General features: G+C 73.7%; 17 protein-coding genes. 7 read left to right on the forward strand and 10 right to left on the reverse strand.

All coding sequences use genetic code 11. The annotated features are described in order from the left end of the window. Positions 1 to 6: 6 nt before the first annotated feature. Positions 7 to 2,808 carry a BTAD domain-containing putative transcriptional regulator gene (locus AB0J86_RS18150; protein ID WP_363858408.1) on the reverse strand — a complete coding sequence of 934 codons (2,802 nt, stop codon included), beginning with the start codon at positions 2,806 to 2,808 and terminating at the stop codon, positions 7 to 9. Between the two features lie 207 nt (positions 2,809 to 3,015). On the opposite strand from AB0J86_RS18150, the gene AB0J86_RS18155 reads away from it, so the two are divergent. Beyond that, positions 3,016 to 5,922, forward strand: a complete 2,907-nt coding sequence (locus AB0J86_RS18155) for an exo-alpha-sialidase (protein WP_363858410.1) — start codon at positions 3,016 to 3,018, stop codon at positions 5,920 to 5,922. 134 nt (positions 5,923 to 6,056) lie between these two features. Here AB0J86_RS18155 and AB0J86_RS18160 read toward each other — a convergent pair whose 3' ends face one another. Next, positions 6,057 to 6,281: a hypothetical protein gene (locus AB0J86_RS18160; protein ID WP_363858412.1), complete on the reverse strand. Its 225-nt coding sequence runs from the start codon at positions 6,279 to 6,281 to the stop codon at positions 6,057 to 6,059. Then, positions 6,278 to 6,949 carry a sigma-70 family RNA polymerase sigma factor gene (locus tag AB0J86_RS18165; RefSeq protein ID WP_363858414.1) on the reverse strand — a complete coding sequence of 224 codons (672 nt, stop codon included), beginning with the start codon at positions 6,947 to 6,949 and terminating at the stop codon, positions 6,278 to 6,280. The genes AB0J86_RS18160 and AB0J86_RS18165 overlap by 4 nt, the downstream gene beginning before the upstream one ends. A gap of 207 nt (positions 6,950 to 7,156) precedes the next feature. On the opposite strand from AB0J86_RS18165, the gene AB0J86_RS18170 reads away from it, so the two are divergent. Both AB0J86_RS18170 and AB0J86_RS18175 read left to right on the forward strand, forming a co-directional pair. Beyond that, positions 7,157 to 7,648 (forward strand): peroxiredoxin family protein, encoded by a 492-nt coding sequence (locus AB0J86_RS18170; protein ID WP_363858416.1) that lies wholly within the window; start codon positions 7,157 to 7,159, stop codon positions 7,646 to 7,648. A 13-nt stretch (positions 7,649 to 7,661) separates the two neighbouring features. Then, positions 7,662 to 8,783, forward strand: coding sequence for a hypothetical protein (locus AB0J86_RS18175; protein ID WP_363858418.1), 1,122 nt, complete (start codon positions 7,662 to 7,664; stop codon positions 8,781 to 8,783). Positions 8,784 to 8,980: 197 nt separating this feature from the next. Here AB0J86_RS18175 and AB0J86_RS18180 read toward each other — a convergent pair whose 3' ends face one another. The 4 genes from AB0J86_RS18180 to AB0J86_RS18195 form a co-directional block, all read right to left on the reverse strand. Further along, on the reverse strand, positions 8,981 to 9,823 hold the full coding sequence (locus AB0J86_RS18180; protein ID WP_363858420.1) for an alpha/beta hydrolase: 843 nt from the start codon (positions 9,821 to 9,823) through the stop codon (positions 8,981 to 8,983). 149 nt (positions 9,824 to 9,972) lie between these two features. After that, complete coding sequence (locus AB0J86_RS18185; RefSeq protein ID WP_363858422.1) at positions 9,973 to 11,262, reverse strand: VWA-like domain-containing protein; 1,290 nt, start codon at positions 11,260 to 11,262, stop codon at positions 9,973 to 9,975. Continuing rightward, positions 11,259 to 12,515 carry a MoxR family ATPase gene (locus AB0J86_RS18190; RefSeq protein ID WP_363858424.1) on the reverse strand — a complete coding sequence of 419 codons (1,257 nt, stop codon included), beginning with the start codon at positions 12,513 to 12,515 and terminating at the stop codon, positions 11,259 to 11,261. Before AB0J86_RS18190 ends, AB0J86_RS18185 begins: the two co-directional genes overlap by 4 nt. Before the next feature lie 165 nt (positions 12,516 to 12,680). Next, on the reverse strand, positions 12,681 to 14,144 hold the full coding sequence (locus AB0J86_RS18195) for a hypothetical protein (protein ID WP_363858426.1): 1,464 nt from the start codon (positions 14,142 to 14,144) through the stop codon (positions 12,681 to 12,683). A 345-nt stretch (positions 14,145 to 14,489) separates the two neighbouring features. On the opposite strand from AB0J86_RS18195, the gene AB0J86_RS18200 reads away from it, so the two are divergent. The 3 genes from AB0J86_RS18200 to AB0J86_RS18210 all read left to right on the forward strand — a co-directional run bounded on the left by AB0J86_RS18200 (position 14,490) and on the right by AB0J86_RS18210 (position 18,963). Further along, on the forward strand, positions 14,490 to 16,370 hold the full coding sequence (locus tag AB0J86_RS18200; protein ID WP_363858428.1) for an ABC transporter ATP-binding protein: 1,881 nt from the start codon (positions 14,490 to 14,492) through the stop codon (positions 16,368 to 16,370). A 2-nt stretch (positions 16,371 to 16,372) separates the two neighbouring features. Continuing rightward, entirely contained in the window at positions 16,373 to 18,319 is a 1,947-nt protein-coding gene (locus AB0J86_RS18205) for an ABC transporter ATP-binding protein (protein WP_363858565.1), read from the forward strand. A gap of 80 nt (positions 18,320 to 18,399) precedes the next feature. Next, positions 18,400 to 18,963: a GNAT family protein gene (locus AB0J86_RS18210; RefSeq protein WP_363858430.1), complete on the forward strand. Its 564-nt coding sequence runs from the start codon at positions 18,400 to 18,402 to the stop codon at positions 18,961 to 18,963. A gap of 20 nt (positions 18,964 to 18,983) precedes the next feature. Here AB0J86_RS18210 and AB0J86_RS18215 read toward each other — a convergent pair whose 3' ends face one another. From AB0J86_RS18215 to AB0J86_RS18225, 3 genes are all read right to left on the reverse strand, one after another. Beyond that, on the reverse strand, positions 18,984 to 20,078 hold the full coding sequence (locus AB0J86_RS18215) for a DUF916 domain-containing protein (RefSeq protein WP_363858432.1): 1,095 nt from the start codon (positions 20,076 to 20,078) through the stop codon (positions 18,984 to 18,986). Positions 20,079 to 20,160: 82 nt separating this feature from the next. Further along, positions 20,161 to 22,137 carry a metallophosphoesterase family protein gene (locus AB0J86_RS18220; protein WP_363858434.1) on the reverse strand — a complete coding sequence of 659 codons (1,977 nt, stop codon included), beginning with the start codon at positions 22,135 to 22,137 and terminating at the stop codon, positions 20,161 to 20,163. A gap of 131 nt (positions 22,138 to 22,268) precedes the next feature. After that, positions 22,269 to 23,486, reverse strand: a complete 1,218-nt coding sequence (locus AB0J86_RS18225; protein WP_363858436.1) for a HupE/UreJ family protein — start codon at positions 23,484 to 23,486, stop codon at positions 22,269 to 22,271. A 188-nt stretch (positions 23,487 to 23,674) separates the two neighbouring features. On the opposite strand from AB0J86_RS18225, the gene AB0J86_RS18230 reads away from it, so the two are divergent. Then, positions 23,675 to 24,346, forward strand: coding sequence for a hypothetical protein (locus AB0J86_RS18230; RefSeq protein WP_363858437.1), 672 nt, complete (start codon positions 23,675 to 23,677; stop codon positions 24,344 to 24,346). Positions 24,347 to 24,356: the final 10 nt, after the last annotated feature.

Consider the following 24,356-nt stretch of genomic DNA (forward strand, 5'->3'; position numbering starts at 1 on the left):
CACCGCTCAGCCCGGTGCCGGCGTGAGTCGCGGGTCGACCAGCGGCGGTCCGGCCAGCTTCGCCCGTACCTGGGCGGCGTCCGGGTGGCCGAGCTCGTCCAGGATCTGCGCGGCCCCGGTCCACGCCGCCCGGGCGGCCTCCCGGTCGCCCGCGGCCTGGTGCAGGTCGCCGAGGTGGTCGAGGGTACGGGTTTCGAGGTACCGGCTGCCGTCGGCCCGGTACAGGTCGAGCGCCCGCCGGTAGTAGCCGACCGCCCGCCGCCGGTCGCCGAGACCGCCGTGGATGTAGCCGAGACTGTCGTACGCCGCGCCCTGGCCGTGGGTGTCGCCGGACTCGACGGCCCGCTCCAGCGCGATCTCGCAGTAGACGAGCGCCCGCGCGTAGTCGCCGAGGCGGGCGTGGCACCAGCCGACGTTGTTCAGCGCCTGGAACGTCCGTACCTCGGCGCCGGCGGCCCGGTAGAGCGCGAGGCACTCCTCGGCGTGCCGCAGCGCCTCGCGGTAGCGGCCCTGCCGCTCGCGTACCCAGGTCAGGCCCTGATGGGCGTTGGCCTGCAGGACGAGGTCACCGGCCTGCCGGTACAGGCCGAGGGCGCGCTGGAGATGCACGTACGCCTCGTCGCCGCGCCGCAGCCCCGTCAGCCCGACGGCGAGACTGCGGTGGATGTGGCCCCGGCCCGCCGGGTCCGTGACGCGGTGCGCGGTGTCCAGCACGGCCCGGTGCAGCACGTGGCGCCAGCGGCCGATCCGCAGGAAGAACGGGGTCAGCGTCCCGGCGAGCTGCCAGGTGTGCCGGTCGAAGCCGTGGCCGGCCGCGTGGTCCAGGGCGGCGAGCAGGGCCGGATGCTCCGCGGTCAGCCAGTCCAGCACGGCCCCGTGGTCGGGCAGCTGTTCGACCGTGACGCCGGGGGCGGGTTCGGCCAGCTCGATCGGGTCCAGGCTGCGGTAGAGCACCCGGGCGGCGGCGCGGGCCGTGTGCAGGTAGTAGTCGAGCACCCGGCCCAGGGCGGCGCGGCGGTCGGCCTCCGGGTCGTGCGCGTGCGCCAGCTCGGTGGCGTAGGCGCGGAGCAGGTCGTGCAGGGCGTACCGGCCCGGCGAGAGCTCGGTGACCAGGTGCACGGTGGTCAGCGCGGTCAGCAGCGACCGCGCCCGCCCGACCGGTAGGCCGGCCAGGCTGGCCGCGGCGGTACCGGCGAGGTCCGGGCCGGGATGCAGCCCGAGCAGCCGGAACAGCCGGGCGGCGTCCGGACGCAGGGTCCGGTACGACCAGGAGAAGACCGCCCGTACCCCGGACGCCGGGGACTCGCCGTCGAACGCGTCCAGGCCGCCCCCGGCCGCGCGCAGTTCCCCGGCGACGGCGGCCAGCGCGAAACCCGGGTTGGTCACGGCCCGGGCGGCCACGACGACGAGCGCGAGCGGCAGGCCGGCGCAGAGCCGGACTATCTCGCGTACCGCGTCCGGCTCGGCCGCGACCCGCGCGACGCCGAGGCGGCTGACCAGCAGCTCGTGCGCCTCGGCGGCGGTCAGCAGGGCGACCGTCACCGGCCGGGCGCCCTCCCGGGCCACCAGGCCGGAGAGCCGGTTGCGGCTGGTCACCACCACGAGGCAGCCGGCCGCGCTGGGCAGCAGCGGACGTACCTGCGCCTCGTCGTACGCGTCGTCGAGGACGACGAGGATCCGCCGGTCCGCGACGAGGCTCCGGTAGAGGGCGACCCGCGCGTCCAGCGCCTCGGGGATCCGCTCCGGTGGCACGGCCAACGCCGTCAGGAACGCGGCGACCGCGTCGGCGGGGCTCGTCACGGCCGCGTCCGGGTCCGCCCCGCGCAGGTTCACGTACAGCTGCCCGTCCGGGAAGCGGGTACGGATCCGGTGCGCCCAGTGGACGGCGAGGGTCGTCTTGCCCACCCCGGCCGTACCGGTGATCACGCAGATGCCCGTGGCCACCCCGGTGAACTCCGCCGTCCCGAGCGTGTCGAGCTGGTCCAGGTACCCGGCGCGGCCGACGAAGCCGGCGAGGTCCGGCGGCAGTTGCGCCGGTACGACGGGCGCCGCGACGGCCGGCACGGCCTCGGCGATGATGGACGCCTCCAGCGCGCGCAGCTGCGGCCCGGGGTCCAGGCCGAGTTCGGCGATGAGCAACCGCCGGGCCCGCTGGTACGCGTCGAGCGCCTCGGCCCGGCGGCCGCAGCGGTCGAGCGCCGTTATCAACTGGGCGTGCAGCCGCTCCCGCAGCGGGTGTTCGTCGGTCAGCCGGAACAGCTCGGCGATCAGCTCCGGATGCCGCCCGGCGGCGAGTTCGGCGTCGATCCGGTCCGAGATCGCGGCGAACCGCAGCTCCTCCAGGCTGCCGCAGAGGCGTTCCCGGGTGGCACCGCTCGCGGCGTCGGCGAGCGCGGGCCCCCGCCACAGGTCCAGCGCCTCGGCCAGCCGGGCCGACCGCAGGTCCGGATCCTCGACCGCCCGCGCCTCGTCGACCAGCCGGCGGAACCGGTGCAGGTCGATCGACTCCGGCTGCACCTGGAGCAGGTACCCGCCGCCGCGGGCGAGCAGCCGGGCCGGTTGGTGGACGTCGCCGGCCGCCACGGCCAGCGCGGCCCGCACCCGCGACATCAGGCTCTGCAGGATGGTCCTGGCGGCCGGCGGCGGATCCTGGTCCCAGAGCAGGGTGACGAGCCGCTCGGCGGTGACGACCCGGCGTGGTTCGAGGAGCAGGACGGCGAGGGCGAGCCGCTCCTGGCGCCGGTTCAGCCGGACGACCTCGCCCGCCGCGGAGCGGATTTCCACCGAGCCCAGCAGCCGGAACTCCACGCGCGACAGGCTACCCGCGATGCCGGTTCCCCGGTCGCCGCCGGCCGGCCAGTCCTTGTTAACGCGGCCTACGGTGCGGCAAGGAAATGTCATGGCGCCCGGGCGAGGCTGCGCCACGGCGCGACAGGGACCGCTGCGGCGGGACCGGGACCGCCCGCAGCCCGGCGAGGTCCGGGCCGACCGTCCAACGTGAGCGGAGTAACGGGGATGTCTCTTCGAAGATCGGGCCGTACGTACCGCGCGGCGCTCGTACCCGGCCTGGTCGCCGCGGCGGCGCTGGCCGCACCGGCCGCGCCGGCGGTGGCCGGCACGACCGCGCCCGCCGCCGCCGCACCGGCGACCGGCGCGGCCGCGGCGACCGGCTCGTTCGCCGAGACCGAGCTGTGGGACGCGACCGACACCGGCGACCGGTACGCCCGGATGCACGTCCAGGCGCTCGCCGTGCTGCACGCCGGTACGCCGGTGCCCGGCACCGGCGGCGCGCTCGCGGCGGACGTGGTGCTCACCGTCACCGAGGGGCGCTACACGGACAGCGACGGGAGCAAGAAGGACCTGCTGCTGCGGCGCAGCGTGGACGGGGGGCGCACCTGGTCCGGCAGCGTCGTCGTGGTCGCCGACGACACCCCGCCCGGCACGGACAGCATCGGCAGCCCGTCGCTGCTGGCGGACGAGGAGACCGGCTCGGCCTTCCTCTTCTGGCGCGGCGGCGGCGCGTCGATGTGGCTGAAGCGCACCGACGACGCCGGCCTGACCTGGGGCGCTCCGGTGAACCTGAGCCCGCTCTACGCCACCAACCCGAACGGCTGGACGAGCCGGAGCCCCACGCCGGGACACGGCATCCAGCTCTCCGGCGGCCGGCTGCTGATGCCGGTCGGTCACAAGGCCGGCGGCGGTGGGGAGCCCAACTACGGCGACGACGTGCTCTACAGCGACGACCACGGCGCGACCTGGCGGCGCAGCACCCCGATCTTCTCGGCGAGCTACCCGATCGGCGAGAGCCGGGTCTTCCAGCGCGACGACGGCGCGGTGGTGATCAACGGTCGGTGGGGCTCCGGCGGGGTGCGGTACCGCGCCACGGCGGTCAGCACCGACGGCGGGGCCACCTGGTCGGCCCCGGTCTTCGACGGCGCGATCGCGCCGTTCGTCTCCGTGGACGCCGGGATGACCCGGTTCACCCGGAACGGCGTCGGCCGCCTGCTGCTCAGCCGGCCGGACGCGGCGGCGCGGGAGAACATGACCGTCTCGATCTCGTACGACGACGGCGCCAGCTACCGGTACAGCCGGGTGGTCAACCCCGGCCCGTCGTACTACTCGGACCTCGCGGTCCTCAGCGACGGCGCGATCCTGCTGGTCTACGGCCGCGACGGGGTCTCGCGTGGCTACCCGGACCGGATCTCGGCCGCCCGGTTCGACCTGGAGTGGCTGACGAACGGGCGGGACAGCCTGGCCGGCGGGCCGGGGTTCACCCGTTCCGAGCAGGAGCTGGCGACCGCGCAGGCGCGTACCGGCTCGAGTGCCGCGCCGCAGCTCGTCGCGGAGGCCGACGCCCGGGGCGGCCAGGTCGTGCGGTACGCGGCCCCCGGGAAGGACGCGTACGTCGAGATGCCGTTCACGGTCCCGACCGCCGGCGGCTACGAGGTGTCGGTACGCCACCAGCGGGGGAGCGACCGGGCGAAGCTGCGTACCGGCGTCGACGGGGTGGACCTGCCGTACGGCCGGGTCGACCCTACGGCCGGCGCGGGCACGGGCTACCAGGTCTACCCGCTGGGCACGGTCGCGCTGACGGCGGGCACGCACTGGATCCGGTTCACGGTCGTCGGTCCGGGACGCGGCAACGGTCTTGTGGTCGCCCCCGACCAACTGCTGCTGACCTCGGGCGGTCCCGCCGCGGACGCCCCGGTCGCCGTCGCGGACAACGGCGGGCAGGCCAGCTTCGAGATGGTCGGCGCCTGGACCGAGCTGCAGGAGCCGCTCGGGTACTACGGGCAGTTCTACCGCGAGAAGGCGGCCGGGACCGGCGGCGCGGTGGCGCGGTTCCGGCCGGACGTACCGGCGACCGGCGTCTACGAGGTGGCGGTCTGGTACCCGGCGGCCGCCGACCAGGCGACCAACGCGCCGTATGTGGTGCGCTCCGCGGACGGGGCGGCGACGGTCCGGGTCAACCAGCGGACCGAGGGTTCGCGCTGGGTGGTGCTCGGCAGCTACGCGTTCGTCGCCGGGGACACCGCCACGGTCGAGCTGTCCGACGACGCGAACGGGGTCGTCGTCGCCGACGCGGTGCGGCTCAGCCCGGTCGGCCGGGTCGCGGACAACGACACGGCCGGCTTCGCGCAGGTCTCCGGGGCCTGGAACCCGGCGACCGGGGTGACCGGCTACTGGGGACACAACTACCGCACCAGCCCGGCGGGCAGCGGTGGGTCGCGGGTGCGCTGGCAACCGGAGGTGCCGGTAACGGGGGTGTACCAGGTCTCGGCCTGGTACACGGCCGACACCAACCGGGCCAGCAACGCGCCGTACGTGGTCAACCACGCGGGCGGTTCGACGACGGTACGGGTGGACCAGCGCAGCCGGGGCTCGCAGTGGGTCCCGCTCGGCTACTTCTCGTTCACCGCCGGCACGGGCACGGTCGAGCTGAGCGGCGACGCGGACGGCTACGTCGTCGCCGACGCGGTCCGCCTGGTCTACCAGGGCGTGGTCGCCGACAACGCCGGCGCGGCCGACGACGCCGGGTCGGGCTTCGCGGTCGTCTCCGGCGCCGACTGGAACACCAACGCCTCCGGGGTGGCCGGGTACTACGGCACGAACTACGCCACCAGCCCGGCCGGCAGCGGCGCGTCCCGGGCCCGGTGGCAGCTCGCCGTGCCGGCGGCGGGGGTGTACCAGGTCGCGGTCTGGTACACCGCCGACCCCAACCGGGCGTCGAACGCGCCGTACGTGGTGCAGCACGCGGGCGGTTCGACGACGGTACGGGTGAACCAGCAGTCGCGGGGCGGCCAGTGGGTCGCGCTCGGCGAGTTCCGGTTCGCCGCCGGTACGGCCACCGTCGAGTTGTCCGACGACGCGAACGGGTACGTCATCGCCGACGCCGTACGGCTGCTGCCGCAGCGCCCGTAGGTCGGCGGCGCGGCGCGGGGCTTGGTCGGGCGGACCCGGTCAAGCCCCGCGCCGCCGGCTCAGGAGGCGACGATGCCCTCCCCGCCGACGGCGTCCGGCACGGTGACCGACGCGCCGGGGCGCGGGGCGCGGTTTCAGCGCGGCGACTCGCGTACCACCGCGAGCAGCCCCTCGAAGTCCTCGGTGCACGGGCCGCAGGCGCGCAGGTGCGCGGCGATTCCCGGGTACCGGCGCTCCGCCGCTTCGGCGTCGGTGGCCGCCAGCTCGACGTAGACGTGGAGCATCTCCATCGCCTCACCGCAGCCCACGTCGCGGGGGTCGGTGTGCAGGAAGCGGTCCAGGGCAGACCAGTCGTTCATGGGCGCTCCGATACGTCGTGGTGCAGGTAGCCGTCGGCGACCAGAGCGGCCCGGAGCTTACGTCTCGCGTCGAACATCGCCTTGTAGATCGCGTTGCGGTTCGACCCGAGCTGGACGACCAGGGCGTCCAGCGGTACCCCGTCGAGCACGAGCGCCACGAAGATCCGGCGCTGGTGCGCGGTCAGCTCCGTGTCCACGGCCTTGCGCAGCGCCGCGGCCAGGTCGCGCCACTCGGAGTGCCGGGCCGGGTCCACGCCGAACCGGTCGGGCAACCGGTCCCAGTCCTCGGTCTCCATCGGTACGGTCGGGCGCCGCCAGAAGTGCCGGCCGAGCTTGTTCGACACCTCGAAGACGGCGAACTTGTACGCCCAGGTGGTGAACCGGCTCTCGCCCCGGAACTGCCCGATCTTGTCGAGGACCGCCAGCACCGCGTCGGCCGCGGCCTGGTGCGCCAGGTCGTCGAGCTCCGGACCCTGGGCGCCCAGGAGGCCGCCGCGCCGCCGGACCTCGCCACGGGCCACGCGCAGCAGCAGGGCGTGCAGCCGCTCCAGGGCCGCCTCCCGCTCCGCTCCGCCGCCGCGCAGCGCGCGCAGCCACTCGGCCGACTCCGGATCGGGTCGCGCCGGTTCGACCTGCCGCTCGTCCACTGCCGGGTCCGCCGGTACCACGAACCGAACTCTAGCCAGCTGGCCGGCGACGCTCCTGGTCCGGATCCGATTCCGTGGGACGGGCGGTACCGGGATCGCGCGCCGGTGCGCCCGCGACCGTGACCGTGACCGTGACCGGCGTCTCATCCGGTAAGACCGGACCCGCGCGGCGACACCAACCCCTCGTCACGGTACCGAGCCGTGCGTGACCCGATGGAGGAGATGCAAATGGCCCTTCTGCACCCTGGTGAGCGGTTTCCGACGCTCCCGGTGTCGTTGCCCGGCGCCGACGCTCTCTCGCTTCCCGACGCGTTCGCCGGTCACTACGGCGTGGTGCTCTTCTACCGCGGCTCGTGGTGCCCGTACTGCACCGCCCAGCTCCGGGCGTTCCAGCGGTCGTTGGCCAAGCTCGCCGAGGCGGACATCAAGGTCGTCGCGGTTTCGGTCGACGACGAGGCCACCACGAGGGACCTGGTCGCGAAGCACGGCCTGGAGTTCCCGGTGGGGTACGGCGCCGACGCGCGCGCGGTCGCCGAGGCGACGGGCGCCTTCGTCAACGACGACCCGGTGTACCTGCAGTCGACCGGGTTCGTCCTCGACCCGCAGGGCCGGATCATCGTCAGCGTCTATTCGAGCGGGGCGATCGGTCGCCTCGTACCCGAGGACGTCGCCGGCCTTGTCAGCTACGTCCGGGAGTACGCGGCCGGCCAGGCCGCGTAGCGGAGCCGCCGCCATGACCCGCCCGGCCATGACCCGCCCGGACCGGAGCGACCCGGACCGCGCCGCCTTCACCGTCGAGCGGCGGGAGCGCTGGCGGCTGTACGCGCCCGGCGGGGAGCCGTTCCTCTCCGTGGGCGTGGTCCACGCCGACGACACCAACCTGCGCTACCCGCACAACATCGAGATTTGGCGGAGCCGGTACGGCGGTTCGCGCCGGCGGTGGCTGCGCGAAGGGCTGGTGCCCGAGCTGACCAACTGGGGCTTCAACACCATCGGCTGGACCTCGGAGTACGTCAGCGGCAGCGGCCTCGCCCTCGACGGGGGCGTGGTCGACCTCGGCCACTCCGGGGGACTGCCGCCGGACGACCTCGCCGAGGCGGGCGTGCCGTACACGCTCTCGCTGCGGGTCGCCGAGATCGAGCACTGGAACGGCGTCCCCGCCTACCGCGACCCGCGTACCCCCGCCTTCGCGCAGTGGTGTGACCACCTGGCGCGGACGCTGTGCCGTCCCGACGACCCGAACCTGCTCGGGTACTTCCTCGTCGACGTGCCGTGCTGGGACCGGCACCCCACCGGGCTCGGCTACCCGCCCGAGGAGCTCCCGGCGATCGCGGAGGCGTACTACCGCGTGGCCACCGAGGCGATCCGGCGGCACGACCCGAGCCACCTGATCCTGGGCGACCGGTACGGCACCCGCGCCGGGGTGCCCGAGCCGGTGCTCGACGCGATGGCCCCGTACGTCGACGTGCTGTCGGTGCAGACCTTCCCCGGCCCCGAGCCGGGTCGCCTCGACGCGGCGCTGGACCTGATCGAGCGGTGGCACGAGCGCACCACCCGGCCGGTCCTCATCGCCGACACCGGCAACTGGTGCCCCACGGTGATGAGCCCGGGACGCGTCGGTTCGGCCCGGGACCAGCGGGAACGGGGTGCGGGCTACGTCGCCTCGGCCGAGGCGTTCGCCGCCCGACCCTGGTGCCTGGGCTGGCACTGGTGCGGCTGGCTGGAGAACCCGCACCGCGGCTTCGGGCTGAAGGACCCGTGGGACGAGCCGTACCGGGATCTCGTGGCGGCGGTCACCGAGACGAACCACCGACTGGGCGGGTCGTACGCGCCGAAGCCGAGCGGCGCTCGGTAAGGGGCGCTAGGGTCGGCGTTCGCACTCAGACCATTCGACCGGTCCGGCCGTCGGACCTGGCCGACCTGCTCCGCGCGGACACGCTGGGTGACTCCGCCGAAAGTGGTTCGCTCTTTTCTCTGCACATCGAATTCGTCGTGATCACGCCTGACCGCTCACTCACGGACGCGCGCGGGACGCGCCTGCCGGCGGGGCCGTCAGGGGAGCACGCGGCCGAGGAAGCCGCGGATGTAGCCGGCGATCACGTCCGCGTGCGTCTCCAGGGCGAAGTGTCCGGTGTCCAGCAGGTGGACCTCGGCGTCGGGCAGGTCCCGCTGGAAGGCGCGGGCGCCGTCCGGTCCGAATATCTCGTCGTTGCCACCCCAGACCGCGAGCAGCGGGTACCGCCTTTCCCGGAAGCACTGCTGGGCCCGCGGATAGATGTCCAGGTTGGTCTTGTAGTCGCGGAAGAGCTGGAGCTGGATCCGGTCGTTGTCGGGGCGGTTGAGGATGTTCATCGCGTGGGTCCAGGCGTCCGGGCTGACCAGGGATTTGTCCGGCACGCCGTGCTCGTACTGCCGGCGGACGAGCGGCTCGGTGAACGCCTGCCGGGCCGCCGCCTCGGCCTCCGGGCCGGGATTCTTCGCGTACGCGAACAGCGGATCCCAGAACTCGGGTACGAGCCCCTCCTCGTACGCGTTCCCGTTCTGGCTGATGATCGCCGTGAACCGGTTCGGGTTGGCGAGCATCAGCCGCAGCGCCACGGGCGCCCCGTAGTCCTGCATGTAGACCGCGTACCGGTCGACGCCGAGCCGGTCGAGCAGCTTCGCGGTCACGTCCGCCAGCGAGTCGAAGCTGTACCCGAACTCCTCCGGCGGTGGCGCCGCCGAGTAGCCGAAGCCGATGTAGTCGGGCGCGTAGACCCGGTACCGGTCGGCGAGCGCGGGAATCAGGTCGCGGAACATGTGCGAGCTGGTCGGGAAGCCGTGCAGCAGCACCACGGGCGGGCCGTCCGCCGGACCGGCCTCGCGGTAGAAGACGTCGAGGTTGTCGATCGTCATCGTCCGATGGTGTACGGGATTCATCGCGCTCTGCCTGTCCGGTCGGCCGTTTCCGCTGCTCGTACCGAGTATCGGCGGCGGACGGCAGGCACCCGGACGGTTTCGGGACTCTTCCGTCCCTCCGGTGACGGGTGCCCGCCCTCGGCCGGTCACCTCGGGGCGGAGGCGATCTCGACCACCCGCGCCCAGGCGGGTGGCCCGTCCGGCACGTAGCCGGGACCGCTCTCCTGCCACGACCGGGGGGCCCGCCGCCGGCGGGGGAACAACCCCACCACCGTGCGGCACGGTGGCCGCTGCTGCGGCCAGGCCGTCTGCCCGTCGGTCAGGACCACGACCACGTCCGGCCCGGGCCGCGCCGCCAGGGCCGCGGCGAAACCGGTACGCAGGTCGGTGCCCCCACCACCGATCAGCGGAATGCCCTCGGCGCGGCACAGCGGATGTACGACGCGGACCGCCGCGTCGCAGGGCAGCACGCTGACCAGGTCACGCCGTCCGCCCAGGGCGCGGCCGATGGCGGCGACCTCCAGCAGCGCGCTGCCCAACTCGGCGTCGCTGACCGACCCGGACGTGTCGATGACCACGGAGACCCGGGGCGGCCGCCGCCGCAGGCTCGGCAGGATGACCCCGGGCAGGCTGGCCGAGCGCCGCGACGGCCGGCCGTACGAGTAGTCGTCGCCCGCGCCGGAGCCGGACGCGGCGGACCGGATGGCGGCACCCAGCAGGTCCCGCCACGGCTGCGGCGGGTGGAACGCTCGCTCCGCCCAGCGCTGCCACCCCAGCGGGACGTTTCCCGGGCGGCCCACGATGCCCTGCGCGACCCGGTACCGGACCGCGTCCCGCTCCTGCGGGCTCAGTCCGTGCGCGCCGTCGGGCCCCAGATCCCACTCCCGCTCCAGCCCGTCCGCGCCGCTGCCGCAGTCCAGCCAGACCAGGAACCGGCCGACCGCTCCGAGCCCGAACTGCCGCAGGTAGTCCTCCATCAGCTCGCCCTCGCCCAGCCCGAGGTCCCGGGGATGGACGGCGCCCACGGGCCGGGCCAGCCCGTTGCCGTACACGTCGTCGTTGATCTCGAAGTCGGCGGCGATGTTCATCCGCAGCCGCTCGCCCGCCCCGGTCAGCCCGTGCTCGGCGGCGAACCGGTCGCCGCGCCCGTGATGGTCGCGCAGCAGGTGCGAGACCTCGTGCACCCACACCCCGGCCAGCTCCTTCAGCGGGGTCCGGGCCACGAACGCCGGCGAGACGTAGCAGCGCCAGTGCCGGTCCACGGCCATCGTCGGCACCCGCCACGACTCGACCGGCTGTAGCGCGAAGAGCGCGGTCGCCAGGTACGGGCGGACCCGGGCGGCGTGCAGCCTGGCGGCGAAGAGCTTCTCGCGGTCCAGCGGTACGGGCGGCGGCTTCTCTCCCGCGCGACGGTTCGCGGCGCTCGCGCCCGTCATCGGGCGGTACCCGCACCGGCCGCGACCCGCGCCGCGGCTCGGTCCGCCCGCCGGCTCAGGGTCACCGTCCCGGCGAGCCGCTCGATCACCGCCGGCACCTCCCACTCCTCCTGCCGCAGCGCGGCGAGCGTGGTCGCCGGCACGACGACCAGGTCGGGCGCGCCCGTCTCCAGCGCCCGGACCAGCAGGGTCCACGCCGCGTCCCAGCGGGACCGCTCCGGCCGCGTGCGGACCGCCGCGACCACACCGTCGAGCACGGCCTGGCGCAGGTCGCCCCGCTCGGGCAGTTCGGCCGCCGCCGGGTCGGCGAGCAGCGTCTCCGGGTCCGGCAGGTCCATCCGGTCCAGGCTGGCCAACAGCTCCAGCCCCGGGCCGTCGCCGACCGTGCCCCGGACCAGCATGGAGAGCACCTCGCGGGAGGTGCCGGCGGCGGTGGCGAAGGCGACCAGCCGCAGCGCCATCTCCCAGCTGCGCGGCGACGGCCAGGCCCCGCCCCGGCCGGCCTCGTTGCCCGGCAACCGGTGCACGAGCGTGGGGCGGGCGGCGAGCAGCCCGCACACCGCGCGGCGGGCGAACGCCACGGCCTCGGGCAGCCGCTCCGGGTCGAGCCGGGGCAGCGGCGCCACCGGCCAGGTGCCGCCGAGGCCGCGTACCACCACCTCGTGGTCGTGACACCACTGGAGATGGACGAAGCGGTTGGCCAGCGGCGGGCTCAGCTCCCAGCCGTCGGCGGCGGAGGAGCGGGGGTTGGCGGCGGCCACGATCCGGACGCCGTCGGGCAGCCGAAGCGCGCCGACCCGCCGTTCGAGCACCAGACGGAGCAGGGCCGCCTGGACGGCGGGTGGTGCGGTGGAGAGTTCGTCCAGGAAGAGCAGCCCTCGGCCGGCCCGGACCAGCCGTACGGCCCAGTCCGGCGGGGCCATCGGTACACCCTGGACGGCGGGATCGTCGCCGACCACGGGTAGACCGGCGAAGTCGGAGGGTTCGTGCACGCTGGCGATCACCGTGGTCAGCGGCAGGTCGAGGGCGGTGGCGAGCTGGTTCAGGGCGGCGGTCTTGCCGATTCCCGGCTCGCCCCAGAGCAGCACCGGCAGGTCGGCGGCGACGGCCAGGGTCAGGGCCTCCAACTGCGTGTCGGTGCGCGGTTCGGTGGCGGTGTCGCGGAGCAGCGCGAGCAGGTCGGCGGCGACGCGCAGTTGCGGGGCGTACGCCCCGGCGGGCGGGAGGTCGACGGACGGAACGGGTACGAGCATGTTCGATCACCTTTCGATGGGAAGTGTTGGCGCGCGTGGCGCCGGTTCGGGTGGGAACTGCGCGCCGTCGTGGAGACCGGCGCGCAGTTGGTGGAAGTGTTGGCGCGCGTGGCGCCGGTTCGGGTGGGACGGGACGCCGGGTTCGGCGCGGGTCGGCGACGTCGCTCAGCGGCGGGTCGTCCGGCGTCCGGGTCTCCGCCGGCCGCGCTGGCGGTGTGCGGGCTCCGGCGGCGGCGCCACGGGTCCCAGCCCGGCCAGTCCGGTCCGGAACAGTCCGTGCGCGACCCGCCGCAGCGCCGCCGTCTCCAGTTCGTCCCGCAGGGCGCCGCCGCGCAGCAGCGCGTCGGGGCCGAGCAGCGCCTCGACGGTGGCCAGGGCTCCCTCGACGTCACCGTGGTCCAGCCGGGCGCGGACGTCGACGAGGGACTCCGGATGCCGGTGCACCTCGTCTATCGCGCGCAGACAGGGCAGCGGGACGCCCGACAGCGCCATGAGCAGTTCCTCGCGGCGCAACTCGGCCGGGTCGTGGTCCAGCGGTACGAGCACCCCGTCGACCAGGCCGATCCGGTGCTCGGCACCACGACACCGGACGGTACGTGGACCGCGCTGCGCCTCCCGCGTGCCCGGCTCGGCCGGTCGGTGGTCCGGTGCCAGCGCCGACGCGACGAGCGGATGTAGCCGGTCGGCGTCGATCAACCCGGCGCGCAGCAGCGCCAGGTCGGGCGGCACCCACGTCGCCGCGTCGGGCAGCAGCGGCAGCGCCGGGTCGGAGCCGGTCCCCGGCCCGGCCGTGATCCGTGGCTCGGCGGCGTCGGGGGCGTCCACGTCGGGCACCTCCAGCACCAGCCGGTGCCGGGCGCCGAGTCGCACGGCGACGGCGCCGGCGGCCCGCCGCCGCGCGCGGAGCAGTATCGCCGCCTCGGCCGCCCACCGGTCGACGGCGCAGCCGAGTTCCGGCGGTACCAGCCGGTCCAGCCGGGGGTTGCGGGCGCCGGGCGGCCGATCCGCGCCGGACCGTACCCGCAGCTCGCCGCTTCGGTCCGCGTCCCAGAGGTGGCGGTGCAGGTCGAGCCGGAAGCGCCGGTCCGGGCGGGGATGCGGGTGCCGACCCGAGGCGGAATCCCCGCCGTCGCGCCGCCGGCCGTCCCAGAGCGCGAGGCTGATTCGCTGGCCGGCGTCGGCCCATCCGGGCGAGGTCCGGGCCACGAGGTGCACGCCGCCGACGTCCGGCCGCGCCGACCTGTCGCCCCGAACCGGGTCGGATGGGCCCGGCTCGCCGTACCGGTCCGGCGGGTCGTACCCGTCCGGCGGGTCGTACCGGGCCAGGGAGACGGTCAGCCCCGGACGGAGCAGCCCGTCGGGGGCGGTTCTGGGCATGTGCCAGCGCAGCAGGTCAGGAGCGAGTCGACGGAGATCGGCCCGGAGGCGGGTCGCGAACTCCTGACCGTACCGGCGCGACACGGTGCGTAGATCCAGATCGACGTCCACGCGCGCGGCGGCGCACGCCCCCGCCCAGTCGCCGGTGGTACGGCGGGCGGTCGCAGTGTCGATCATGGAGGGCGGCACGGCGAACTCGCGCACGCGCAGCCAGACGGAAAAGCGGGATTCCTCGTTCGCGGTGACGTGCATCAGCACTCACCTTCGGCGAACGGGACCCCCAATCTGCTCACGGAGGTATGCATCGCGGGCAGCCTACCGCCCCGGTACCCGGTGCGCCAGGCGGCGACCGCGACGAGCAGGATGGAACCGGCCGCGACGGGGCGGTGGCCGAACGTCGGAGGCGTTATCGGTGTCGGGTAGCGCCTTTGACGTTCAGGTGACGGGGGCGGCCGTCCGCGTGGCCCGTCCGGGCGTTCTCAAGATCCACACAGCGGGACGGCCTGTTCAGGGGCGCCCGAGAAGGGGTTAGCCTGGGGGCATGCGGTTCAACATCAACACTGGTTCCCGCGCGGGCGGTCGCCGGCGTCGCACGGCGTGACGTACCGCGCGCCGCGGGCGTCGATCGATCCGGACACGGGGAAGTCCTGGCTACGGCGGGCACTGCCGCTGGTGGTGGCGCACCGGGGCATGCTGCTGACCTCGCTGGTGCTCTCCTTCGTCGGCCTGGTCGTCCAGGTGCAGATCCCCGACGTGGTGCGGCTCGGCATCGACCACGCGATCGTCGGGCGGAACGGACACCTGACCCGGTACGTCGCGGGGGTGGCGGCGCTCGCGGTCGCCCAGGGCGTGATCAACTACCTGGCCCGTCGGTATCTGCTCCGCACCGCGTACGAGATCGAGTACGACCTGCGCAACATCATGTTCGCGCACCTGACCCGGATGCCGTTCGGCTTCTTCGACCGGGTGCAGACCGGTGAGCTGATGTCCCGGTCCAGCTCCGACATCCGGGCCGTGCAGATGTACCTCTCCTTCGGCCCGTCGATCCTGGTCCAGTGCACCATCGCCGGCATCGCGTTCGTGCTGATGCTCTCCATCAACGTCCCGCTCGCCATCGTGGCGATGGTCACCATGCCGGTGATCGGGGTGCTCGGCGTCACCATGCGGCGCGCGATCTTCCCGGTCTCCTGGCTGATCCAGGCGCGGCTCGCCGGGGTCGCCACCGTGGTCGACGAGAACATCAACGGGGTACGGATCGTCAAGGCGTTCGCCGCCGAGGGGCGCCAGCTCAACCAGCTGGCCGAGGCCGCCGACGGGGTGCGCTGGGCGTACGTCACGGACGCGCGGCTGCGCAGCCGCTGGTCGCCGCTGATCGAGAACCTGCCCCGGCTCGGCCAGGCGCTGGTGTTGCTCGCGGGCGGCTGGATGGTGCTGGACGGGCACACCACGGTCGGCACGATCGTCGCCTTCAACACGTACGTGCTGATGTTGCAGCCGCCGTTCCGGCTGCTCGGCATGATGATCATGTTGGGTCAGCGGGCGGCCGCCTCGGCCCAACGCATCTACGAGATCCTCGACACCCGCTCGGACGTCGAGCCGCCGGCCCATCCGGTGCGCGGGCGGCTGCACGGCGACATCGAGTTCGCCGGGGTGCGCTTCGCGTACCCGAACGGCACGCTCGCCCTCGACGGCCTGGACCTGCGGATCGGGGCGGGGGAGACGGTGGCCGTGGTCGGCCGTACCGGCTCCGGCAAGTCCACGCTCGGCCGGCTGCTGGCCCGCTACTACGACGCCGACGCCGGCACGGTACGCCTCGACGGGCACGACGTACGCGAACTCGACCTGCCCGAGCTGCGGGAACAGGTCGGCATCGTGCCGGACGAGCCGTTCCTCTTCTCGATCTCGATCCGCGACAACATCGCGTACGGCCGCCCGGAGGCCGGCGCCGACGAGGTGGTCGCCGCGGCCGTCGCCGCCGGGGCGGACGAGTTCATCCGGAACCTGCCCGACGGCTACGACACGGTCGTCGGGGAGCGCGGCTACACCCTCTCGGGCGGCCAGCGCCAGCGCCTCGCCATCGCCCGGGCGCTGCTGGTCAACCCGCCCGTGCTGGTGCTCGACGACGCCACCAGCGCCATCGACGTCACGGTCGAGCAGCGCATCCACGCCGCCCTGCGGACGCTGATGCGGGGCCGGACCACCATCATCGTGGCCCACCGGCTCGCCACGATCGGGCTCGCCGACCGGGTGGTGCTGCTCGACGCCGGGCGCGTGGTGGCCCAGGGCAGCCACGCCGAACTGCTCGCCACCGAGCCCCGGTACGCCCGGGTGCTCGCCGAACAGTCCCGCCGCCCGGACGCCGAGCCGGGCGCCGGCGGCGAGCCTGGCGGCGGCGGGGCGGAGCCGGCCGGCGGGTCGGGCGCCTCGGGAGCACCGGCGCCCCGACCGGGCGGGCAGGCCCGGGAGGTGACCGCGTGAGCATGTTCGGCGGCGGGTTCGGCGGACCCGGCGGGGCCTTCGGCGGCGGCCCGGGCGGCGCCGGCGGTCGCGGCGGGTCCCGGCGCGGCGGCACCGGCCTCTCCCCGGTCGGGGTACCCGACGAGCTGCGCGCCGGGGTGGAGAAGCTGCTCGCCACCGAACCCGAGCACCCCGCGCCCGAAATCCCGTTCAGCCAGCGCCGTACCGAGACCGCCCCGCTGACGCTGCGCGCCATCGTGCGCGGCCACCGGCGGGTCCTGCTGCTGGCCTGCCTGCTCGTGGTGGCCGAGACGCTCTGCCTCCAGGCCGGCCCCTACCTGGTGCAGGTCGGCATCGACCACGGCATCGTGGCCCGGAACCTGCCGGTGCTGCTGATCGCCACCGGCGTCTTCGCGGCCACCGTGGTGCTCGGCGGGCTCGCCTCGGCCGGGCGCATCCGGCAGACCGGCCGGCTGGCCGCGTACGCCACCCGTGACCTGCGGGTACGGGTCTTCGCGCAGATCCAGCGCCTCTCCATGGACTACTTCACCCGGGAGAAGGCCGGGGTCACCCTGACCCGGATGACCTCGGACGTCGAGGCGCTGCAACAGCTGCTCCAGGACGGGCTGGCGCAGCTCGCGGTGCAGGGGCTCACCATGGTCGTGATCACCGTGGTGCTCTTCGGGTACAACCCGGAGCTGGCCCTGATCACGCTGCTGGTGGTGCTGCCGCCGCTGGCCGCCTCCTCGGTCTGGTTCCGGCGCGCCTCCGACCGGGGGTACCTGCGACAGCGGGACTCCATCGCCGCCCTCTTCGCGGACCTCGCCGAGGGGCTGCACGGCGTACGCGTGGTGATCGCGCACAACCGGCAGGAGCGCAACATCGTCGCCCATCGCGGGGTGGTCGGGCGGTACCGCGACGCCAACGACTACACCGGCCACATCAACGCGATCTACGGGCCGGGCACCTCGGCGATCGGGCTGCTCGGGATGGCCGCGCTGCTGCTGGTCGGCGGGCGGATGGTGCTCCGTGGCGAGCTGCGCATCGGCGAGCTGACCGCGTTCGTGCTCTACCTGAACGCCTTCTTCCAGCCGGTGCAGCAGTTGGTGCAGCTCTACACCAGCTACCAGCAGAGCCGGGCCGCGGTGGTCAAGCTGCGGGAGCTGCTCGCCACCGAGCCCACCGTGGCGGAGGCGCCCGACGCGGTCGAGCTGCCGCCGGTACGCGGCGAGATCCGCTTCGCCGGGGTCACCTTCGGGTACGACCCGGACCGTCCGGTGCTGCGCGACCTCGACCTGCGGATCGCGCCGGGGGAGACGATCGCCTGCGTCGGGCCGACCGGCGCCGGCAAGTCCACCCTGGCCAAGCTCGTCACCCGGCTGCACGACCCGGACCGCGGCCACGTGCTCATCGACGGGTACGACCTGCGCACCGTCGCGCTCGCCTCGCTGCGCCGGCAGATCGCCGTGGTACCGCAGGAACCGTTCCTCTTCGCCGGTTCGATCCGGGACAACGTCACCTTCGCCCGCCCCGACGCCGACGACGACGAGGTGTGGGCGGCCATCGACGCGGTCGGCCTGCGCGAGCTGGTCGAGCGTTCGCCGGACGGGCTGGCGACCCGGCTGCACGAACGGGGCCAGTCGGTCTCCTCCGGGGAACGGCAGCTGCTCGCGCTGGCCCGCGCCTTCGTCGCCCGGCCCCGGGTGGTCGTGCTCGACGAGGCCACCGCCAACCTGGACCTGCAATCCGAGCTGCGGGTGGAGGCGGCGCTGGAGCGGCTGCTGGACGGGCGTACCGCCATCCTGGTGGCGCACCGGCTCTCCACCGCCGCGCGGGCCGACCGGATCCTGGTGGTGCAGGACCATGGCATCGCCGAGTCGGGCTCGCACGCCGAGCTGATCGCCGCCGGTGGCGCGTACGCCCGGATGTACGACACCTGGGAACGCAGCGCCGCCGGCCGGCCCCACTAGGCCGTCTTCGAGAATTGGGTGGGCGGCCGCCGCCGGAAAAGCAATGGCTCGGCCGCCCGGGCTCATGTGATCATCCGCCGGTGACTCAGGAGAACAACCAACAGCCCCAGCCCTCCGCCGGCGAGCCGTCGATCCGGTTCGTCGAACTGTCCCCCGCCGTGATGACGGCCCTGGCCGAGGGTGATCTCGCCACCGCCCGCGCCGACGCGGGGGTTCCGCTCACCGACTACTTCGTCACCGACGAGGCCCGGTGGCTGTGGCGGTTCCGCCTTGGCCAGCTCGCCGCCGATCCGGCGAGCGCCAGGTGGTTCGCTCGGGCCGTGGTGAACGATTCGGGCGAGGTCGTGGGGCACGCGGGGTTCCACGGACCGGCGAATGCGGCCGGGACGGCGGAGATCGCCTATTCCGTCGATCCCGCGTACCGCCGTCGCGGTTACGCCCGGGCCATGCTCCGCGGACTGCTGCGCCGCGCCGCCGAGGAGCCGACCGTACGGACCGTCCGGGCGACCATCAGCCCCGACAACGTCGCCTCCCTCGCCACCATCGCCGGATTCGGCTTCGTCTACGTGGGCGAGCAGTGGGACGAGGAGGACGGCCGGGAACTCATCTTCGAGATCCCGGCCGACCGCCACCCGGGCAGCTGACCCCGGGACCGCGACAACGCTCAGTCCGCCTGCTTCTCCTGGTCGCGGAGCGCCTGCTCGACGGCCTCCCGTACGCGGGTCTCCTCGCGCAGCCTGCGCCGCGCGCGGGTGCGCCGCGACCGGACGACCGCCCCGACGACGGCCGCGACCAGCAGGACGACCAGCAGCGCGAGCGTCCACGGTACGGCCCAGCCGTGCGCCGTGACCCGGACCGGCTCGCCCGGGGTGGTGGAGCCCGACGCGTCGGTGATCAGGGGCGTGAGGGTCGCGGTCGCGGCGAGCCGGAGCGCGGGCGCCACGCCGTGCACGGGGACGTCGACGGTCCAGCTCTCCCCGGGGAGCAGCTCCGGCGGCGCGGCCAGCTGCTTCGCCTCGGTACGCAGCAGGCCGAACGGGCCCGAGACCGAGACCCCCTGCCGGGCCGAGACGGTCGTGTTGCCGGTGTTGTGGATCCGGTAGCCGACCGTGGCGTCGCCCTTGGCGAACGGGTTGAGCGAGCCGGCGTACGACAGATGCAGGTCCTCGATCGCGAGGCCGGGCCGGAGGTCGCCGCCGACCCGCAGCTTGATCCGGATGCCGAGGCGGCGTTCCACGTTGATGCCCGGCGTCTCGCCGGGCTGGGTCAGGGAGGTGACGATGCCGCCGACGTAGTCGCCGGGCGTGGCGTTGCCGGGGAGGGTGACCGTGAACGGGACCTCGGCGGTCTTCCCGGGCGGGATCGCGACGCGGTCGTGGTCGGCGTGCACCCAGACGCCGATCCCGAGCGGCTTGCGGTCCCTGGTACGCAGGTCGAGCTGGCCGGTGTCGGTGGTGAAGCCGTCGGCGGCGTAGACGGCCAGGTCGAGCGGGGCGGTGCCGCGGTTGGCGACGATCATGGCGTCCTTGACCGAGGCGCCGGGATTCACGGCGTAGCTGTAGCTCGACCGGTCGGCGCCGTAGCTGTTCGAGGCCGTCCGCACCGTCCAGGTGACGTCGCCGTCGCGGGCCATGGCGGGCGCGGCGGGGCCGGCGACCGCGAGGGCGGCGAGCAGGGCCGCGGCGGCGGTACGGGCGAGGGTGGCGGTACGGGTGCGGGCGGCGACGATGGTCGTCCGGCGCGTTGCGGGCGGGTGCATTTCGGGGTCCTCGGGAGAGCGGGAGTGGAGCGGCGGGGTGGGCATCCTCGCGGTGCCCACCCCGCCGGTGGAGCGGGTACGGTCAGCTGCTCAGCGCAGTGATCGTGAGGGTGGCGCGGTAGCTGCCCTTGTCGACGCTGTCCGGGATCTTCAGATCCAGGTCGGCGCCGAGCTTGGCCGAGCCGCGGGGGTGGCCCTGCTCGGCCGCGGCGAGACCGCGCGAGATGGACAGACCGGCGCCCTGGTCGTCGTAGCCCGAGGGGACCGCCCCGCTGGCCTGCGCGCCGGCGCCGGCGTCGAGCACGTACGGCGTCCAGCCGAGGTAGGAGCCCGGGAACGTCTTGTCGGCGTCCCGGAAGTCACCCACGCTCGCCGAGATCGACCACGGCGCGAGCGAGCGGCGGCTGTCCGACACGAGGATCGGGTTGATCTTGCCGGTCGCCTCGAAGTACGCGCCGTCGCGCTCCTGCGCGGTGCCGAGGTCCACCAGGCCGTTGTAGCCGTCGATCGTCCAGCCGAACTCGCCCGGAGCCGGGCTCGGCACGTTGACCTGGAGCTGCTGGCCGTCGGCGTGGTACGGGTGCACCGTCACCTTGTCGACGATCGAGCCGACCGGCTGGCCCTCGGTGGTGTTGTTGCACCAGTCGCCGTGCTCGACCTCCGAGTTCGGGGCCGCGCAGGTGCCGCTCCGGACGTTCTCGACGACGAGCTTGTCGGCCCGGACCTGCACCTTGACGTAGGTCCGGACGTGCTCCTGGTTCTCGACCGAGTTGTACCAGTAGTTGTCCGGGTTCAGCGGGTCGGCGCCGTTGCCGGCACCGCTCGTCCCGCTGCTGTCCGGCTTGGTGATGTCGTAGTACTTCGAGCCCGAGGCCGAGTTCGCCGTCACGTAGATGACGCCGCCCGGACCGGGGTAGACGTCGGCGGCGCCGGGCTGCTCGGCCGGGTTCGCCTTCTCGCCGTTCTTGATCTCGTAGCTACGGGAGTAGCTGTGGTCGTGGCCCTGGAGCACCAGGTCGACGCCGAGCTTGGAGAAGACGGTCGGGAAGTCGACCCGACGCACCTTGTTGTCGCCGTCCTTGGCGTGCGAGGCCGGCGAGTAGATGGCGTGGTGGTAGACCAGCGCGGTGTACTTGGCCTCGGAACCGTGCTTGTTGATCACGTCGGTGACGTACGCGATGTGCGCCGCGTCGCCGCCGAGCGACCCGTCCGCGGGGTTGCTGTAGCTGTTGCTGTTCAGGTCGATGAACAGCACGTCCTTGTAGATGTACCAGTAGTCACCGCCGGACCGGGTCGACGGGTCCCCGTTGTAGTACGAGGTCGAGCGGTCCGTGTTCGGAGTGAAGAGGTGCTGCTCGTACGCCTTGCCACCGACGTCGTGGTTGCCGATGGTGGCGGCCCACGGGTACTGGCGGAGCTTGTCGGAGGCGAGGAAGGCGTTCCACTGGCTCTCGGTGTTGGCGGTCTCGACCTGGTCGCCACCGGACACCAGCAGTTCGGCGTTCGGGTTGGCCGCGAGCGAGACGTCGAGGGTGTCCAGCCAGCCGGCCTGGTCCTTCGCCACGTCCCCGGACGAACCGATCTGCGGGTCGCCGAAGAACAGGAAGTCGTAGTCGCCCTCGAAGTCCTGGGTCTTGAAGGCGTACGTCGGGGACCAGTTGCCCTCGGTGCCGACCCGGTAGGAGTACGCGGTGTGCTCCTGCAGGCCGGTGATGGTGGCGTGGCGGTTGAAGCCGCCGCTGCTGGCGATGTTCGCCCCGCCCATCGCCGCGAAGGTGGCGGCGTTGGCCGGGAACTCGCCGTTGACGAGCGAGGCGGTCGGGGCGAGCTGCACCGACTGGGCGGTGTCGGCGGAGGAGTACCAGCTCACGATGCGCTGGGTCTCGTTCGCGCCGACGCCGAGGATGATGCCGGTGAGGGTGCTGGGCTCGGCGGCCCCGGCGGCGGTCGTGAGGCCGCTACCGAGGGCCGTGACCAGGCCCAGGGCTGTCGCGGTGACCCCTACGGCCAGGCGACGCCGCACAGACCCGGAGGCCTGCGTGGAGGTGCTGAATCTCATCGAATTCTGTCCCTTTTCCTTACGGATGAGAGGGGTTGCGGGAACGCGAATTCAAACTTTCGCCGCCCGATGAACCGGCCATGAATGTGATCATGCGAATTGGTGGCACTTGCCGGAAGAGCTGCGGGGATTCACCCGCCGAGCAGCCGCTGGACGAACCAGATCAGCCCCATAATGGACACGCCCGCTGAAATGGCGCCCGTCGCCCAAAGGCCGGCTTTTGGCGCGCGATGCCGGAGCACGACCAGCAGCGGGAAAACGAGGGCGATGAGGCCGAGTTGCACGATCTCGATGCCGACGTTGAAGACGAGCAGGGACCAGAGCAGGGTCCACGACCACGCCTCGTCTATGCCGAGGGCGCCCGCGAAACCCAGCCCGTGTACGAGGCCGAAGCAGAAGACGACACCGAGGCGGAGCCAGCCGGCCCGGTCCAGGCTGAAGTGGCCGCGCCCGGCTGTTTCGAGATCCGTGGCGTGGTCGCCGCGGCGCCGGATCCGCCACAGGTGCCAGCCGGCGACCACCGCGATCGAGAGCGCGATGACGGGCTCCACCACCCGGGCGGGCACCTCGACCAGGCCGAGGGCGGCGAGCATAAACGTCACCGAGTGGGCCAGGGTGAAGCTCGTGGCCGCGAGCACGATCTCCCGTGGGCGTCGCGACCCGGCGATGAGCGCCAGCAGGAACAGGATGTGGTCGATGCCGGTCAGCAGGTGCTCGGCCCCCAGGCGGAAGAACTCCCAGAACCGCTCGTACCAGGACTGGCCGGTGGAGAACGACGGGCGGGCGGCGTCCAGCGCGGCGCTGCCCGAGTGGCCGTCCAGCGCGTAGGTGACGATCGTCTTGGTGCCCTTGACGTAGCCCTCGGCGTCGGGGAACAGGCCGGTGCGCACCTCGTGCCGGTCCGCCCGCTCCGGGCAGGCCCAGTCGAGCAGCAGATCCGCGTACGGCACGCCCTCCCGCTCGCCGACGGTGAAATCGCCGAGCCGGGCCGGGGTACAGCCCCGCCCGCCCGCGCTGACCGAGAAGCGCTCGGTGACGTACCCGACGGCCGAGGTCGCGTGGGCGTCGAGCGCCGCCGCCTCGTCCGCCGGGTCGCGGGCCTCGAACGCGGCGGTGCCCGACCGGAAGAGGGAATCGTCGTCCCGGTAGTCGGCGGCGGAGACGACGAAGAGGTCGTACTCCAGCTCCAGCGCCGTCCGCACGTGGCCGCCCCCGCCCGCCGTGACGTGGACGTAGACGGTCGACGAGAACCCGTGTGCCGGTGCCGGCCCGGCACTCAGTACGGCGAGCGCCGCCGCGACGATCCCGACGACGGCGGCGGCGGCAGCGTGGTGGACCCGGCGTGACATGCGGTTCTGGCTCCTTCGGTGTGGCCAGTGCACCGTGCATGCCGCCGGTGAACGCGAACCCCAACGTGGGCGAACCGCTGGCGAACAAACCGCGGTGACGGTCGCCGGTGGACCGATCGCGGCGGGAACTGGGATAGGAAGTAATCCGGCACCTTCCGCCGTCAGCACCGGAGAGGACGACGATCGCCTTGCGCGCCCCGCTTCGGGCCGTTGCCATCCTGGCCGCGGCCGCCGCCCTGGTCACCGGATGCGGCTCCGGCGACGACTGGTCCCGGCCGCACCCCAGCCCCGTCGCCGTCGGCGCGCTCGGCCCGGGGTTCGTGGACCCCTCCGCCGCGCCGACCCCGGAGGGGACCGTCACGCCGCGGCCCGGTTCCTGGGACGGGGTGCACCCGTCGAAGAACTACCGGGTCGTGCTGCTCACCGCGGGTGACGACGCGCCCACCAAGGCTCTCGTCGCGGCCGTCGAGCAGTGGGCCAAGGCCGAGCACGTCGACCTGCGTACGGTGGCCGCCGCCGACGCCCACGACCTCATACCCAGCATCACGAGGGCGATCGAGATGGGCCCGGACCTCGTCGTCAGCGCGGGCAACCAGCTGGTCGACCCGCTCGCGCTGGTCACCGCGAGCCACCTGTCGCAGCGGTTCCTCGTGGTCGGCGCCGAGCTGGCCGAGCCCACGCACAACGTCACCGCCGTCGACTGGTCCGGCGCGTCGTACCGGGGCGAGGGGCTCGGCATGTCCTCCACGTACGACCCCGGCTCCTTCACGGCCGAGCGCTGCGCGGCGGCCGTCCGGGCCGGAGTCGCGGCCGTGCTGCACGACCTGACCGGCATCGTGATCTGGCTCGACCAGATCTAGGACCTGCTCA

The organism is Micromonospora sp. NPDC049559, assembly GCF_040676675.1.
Taxonomy (GTDB): domain Bacteria; phylum Actinomycetota; class Actinomycetes; order Mycobacteriales; family Micromonosporaceae; genus JBFAPK01.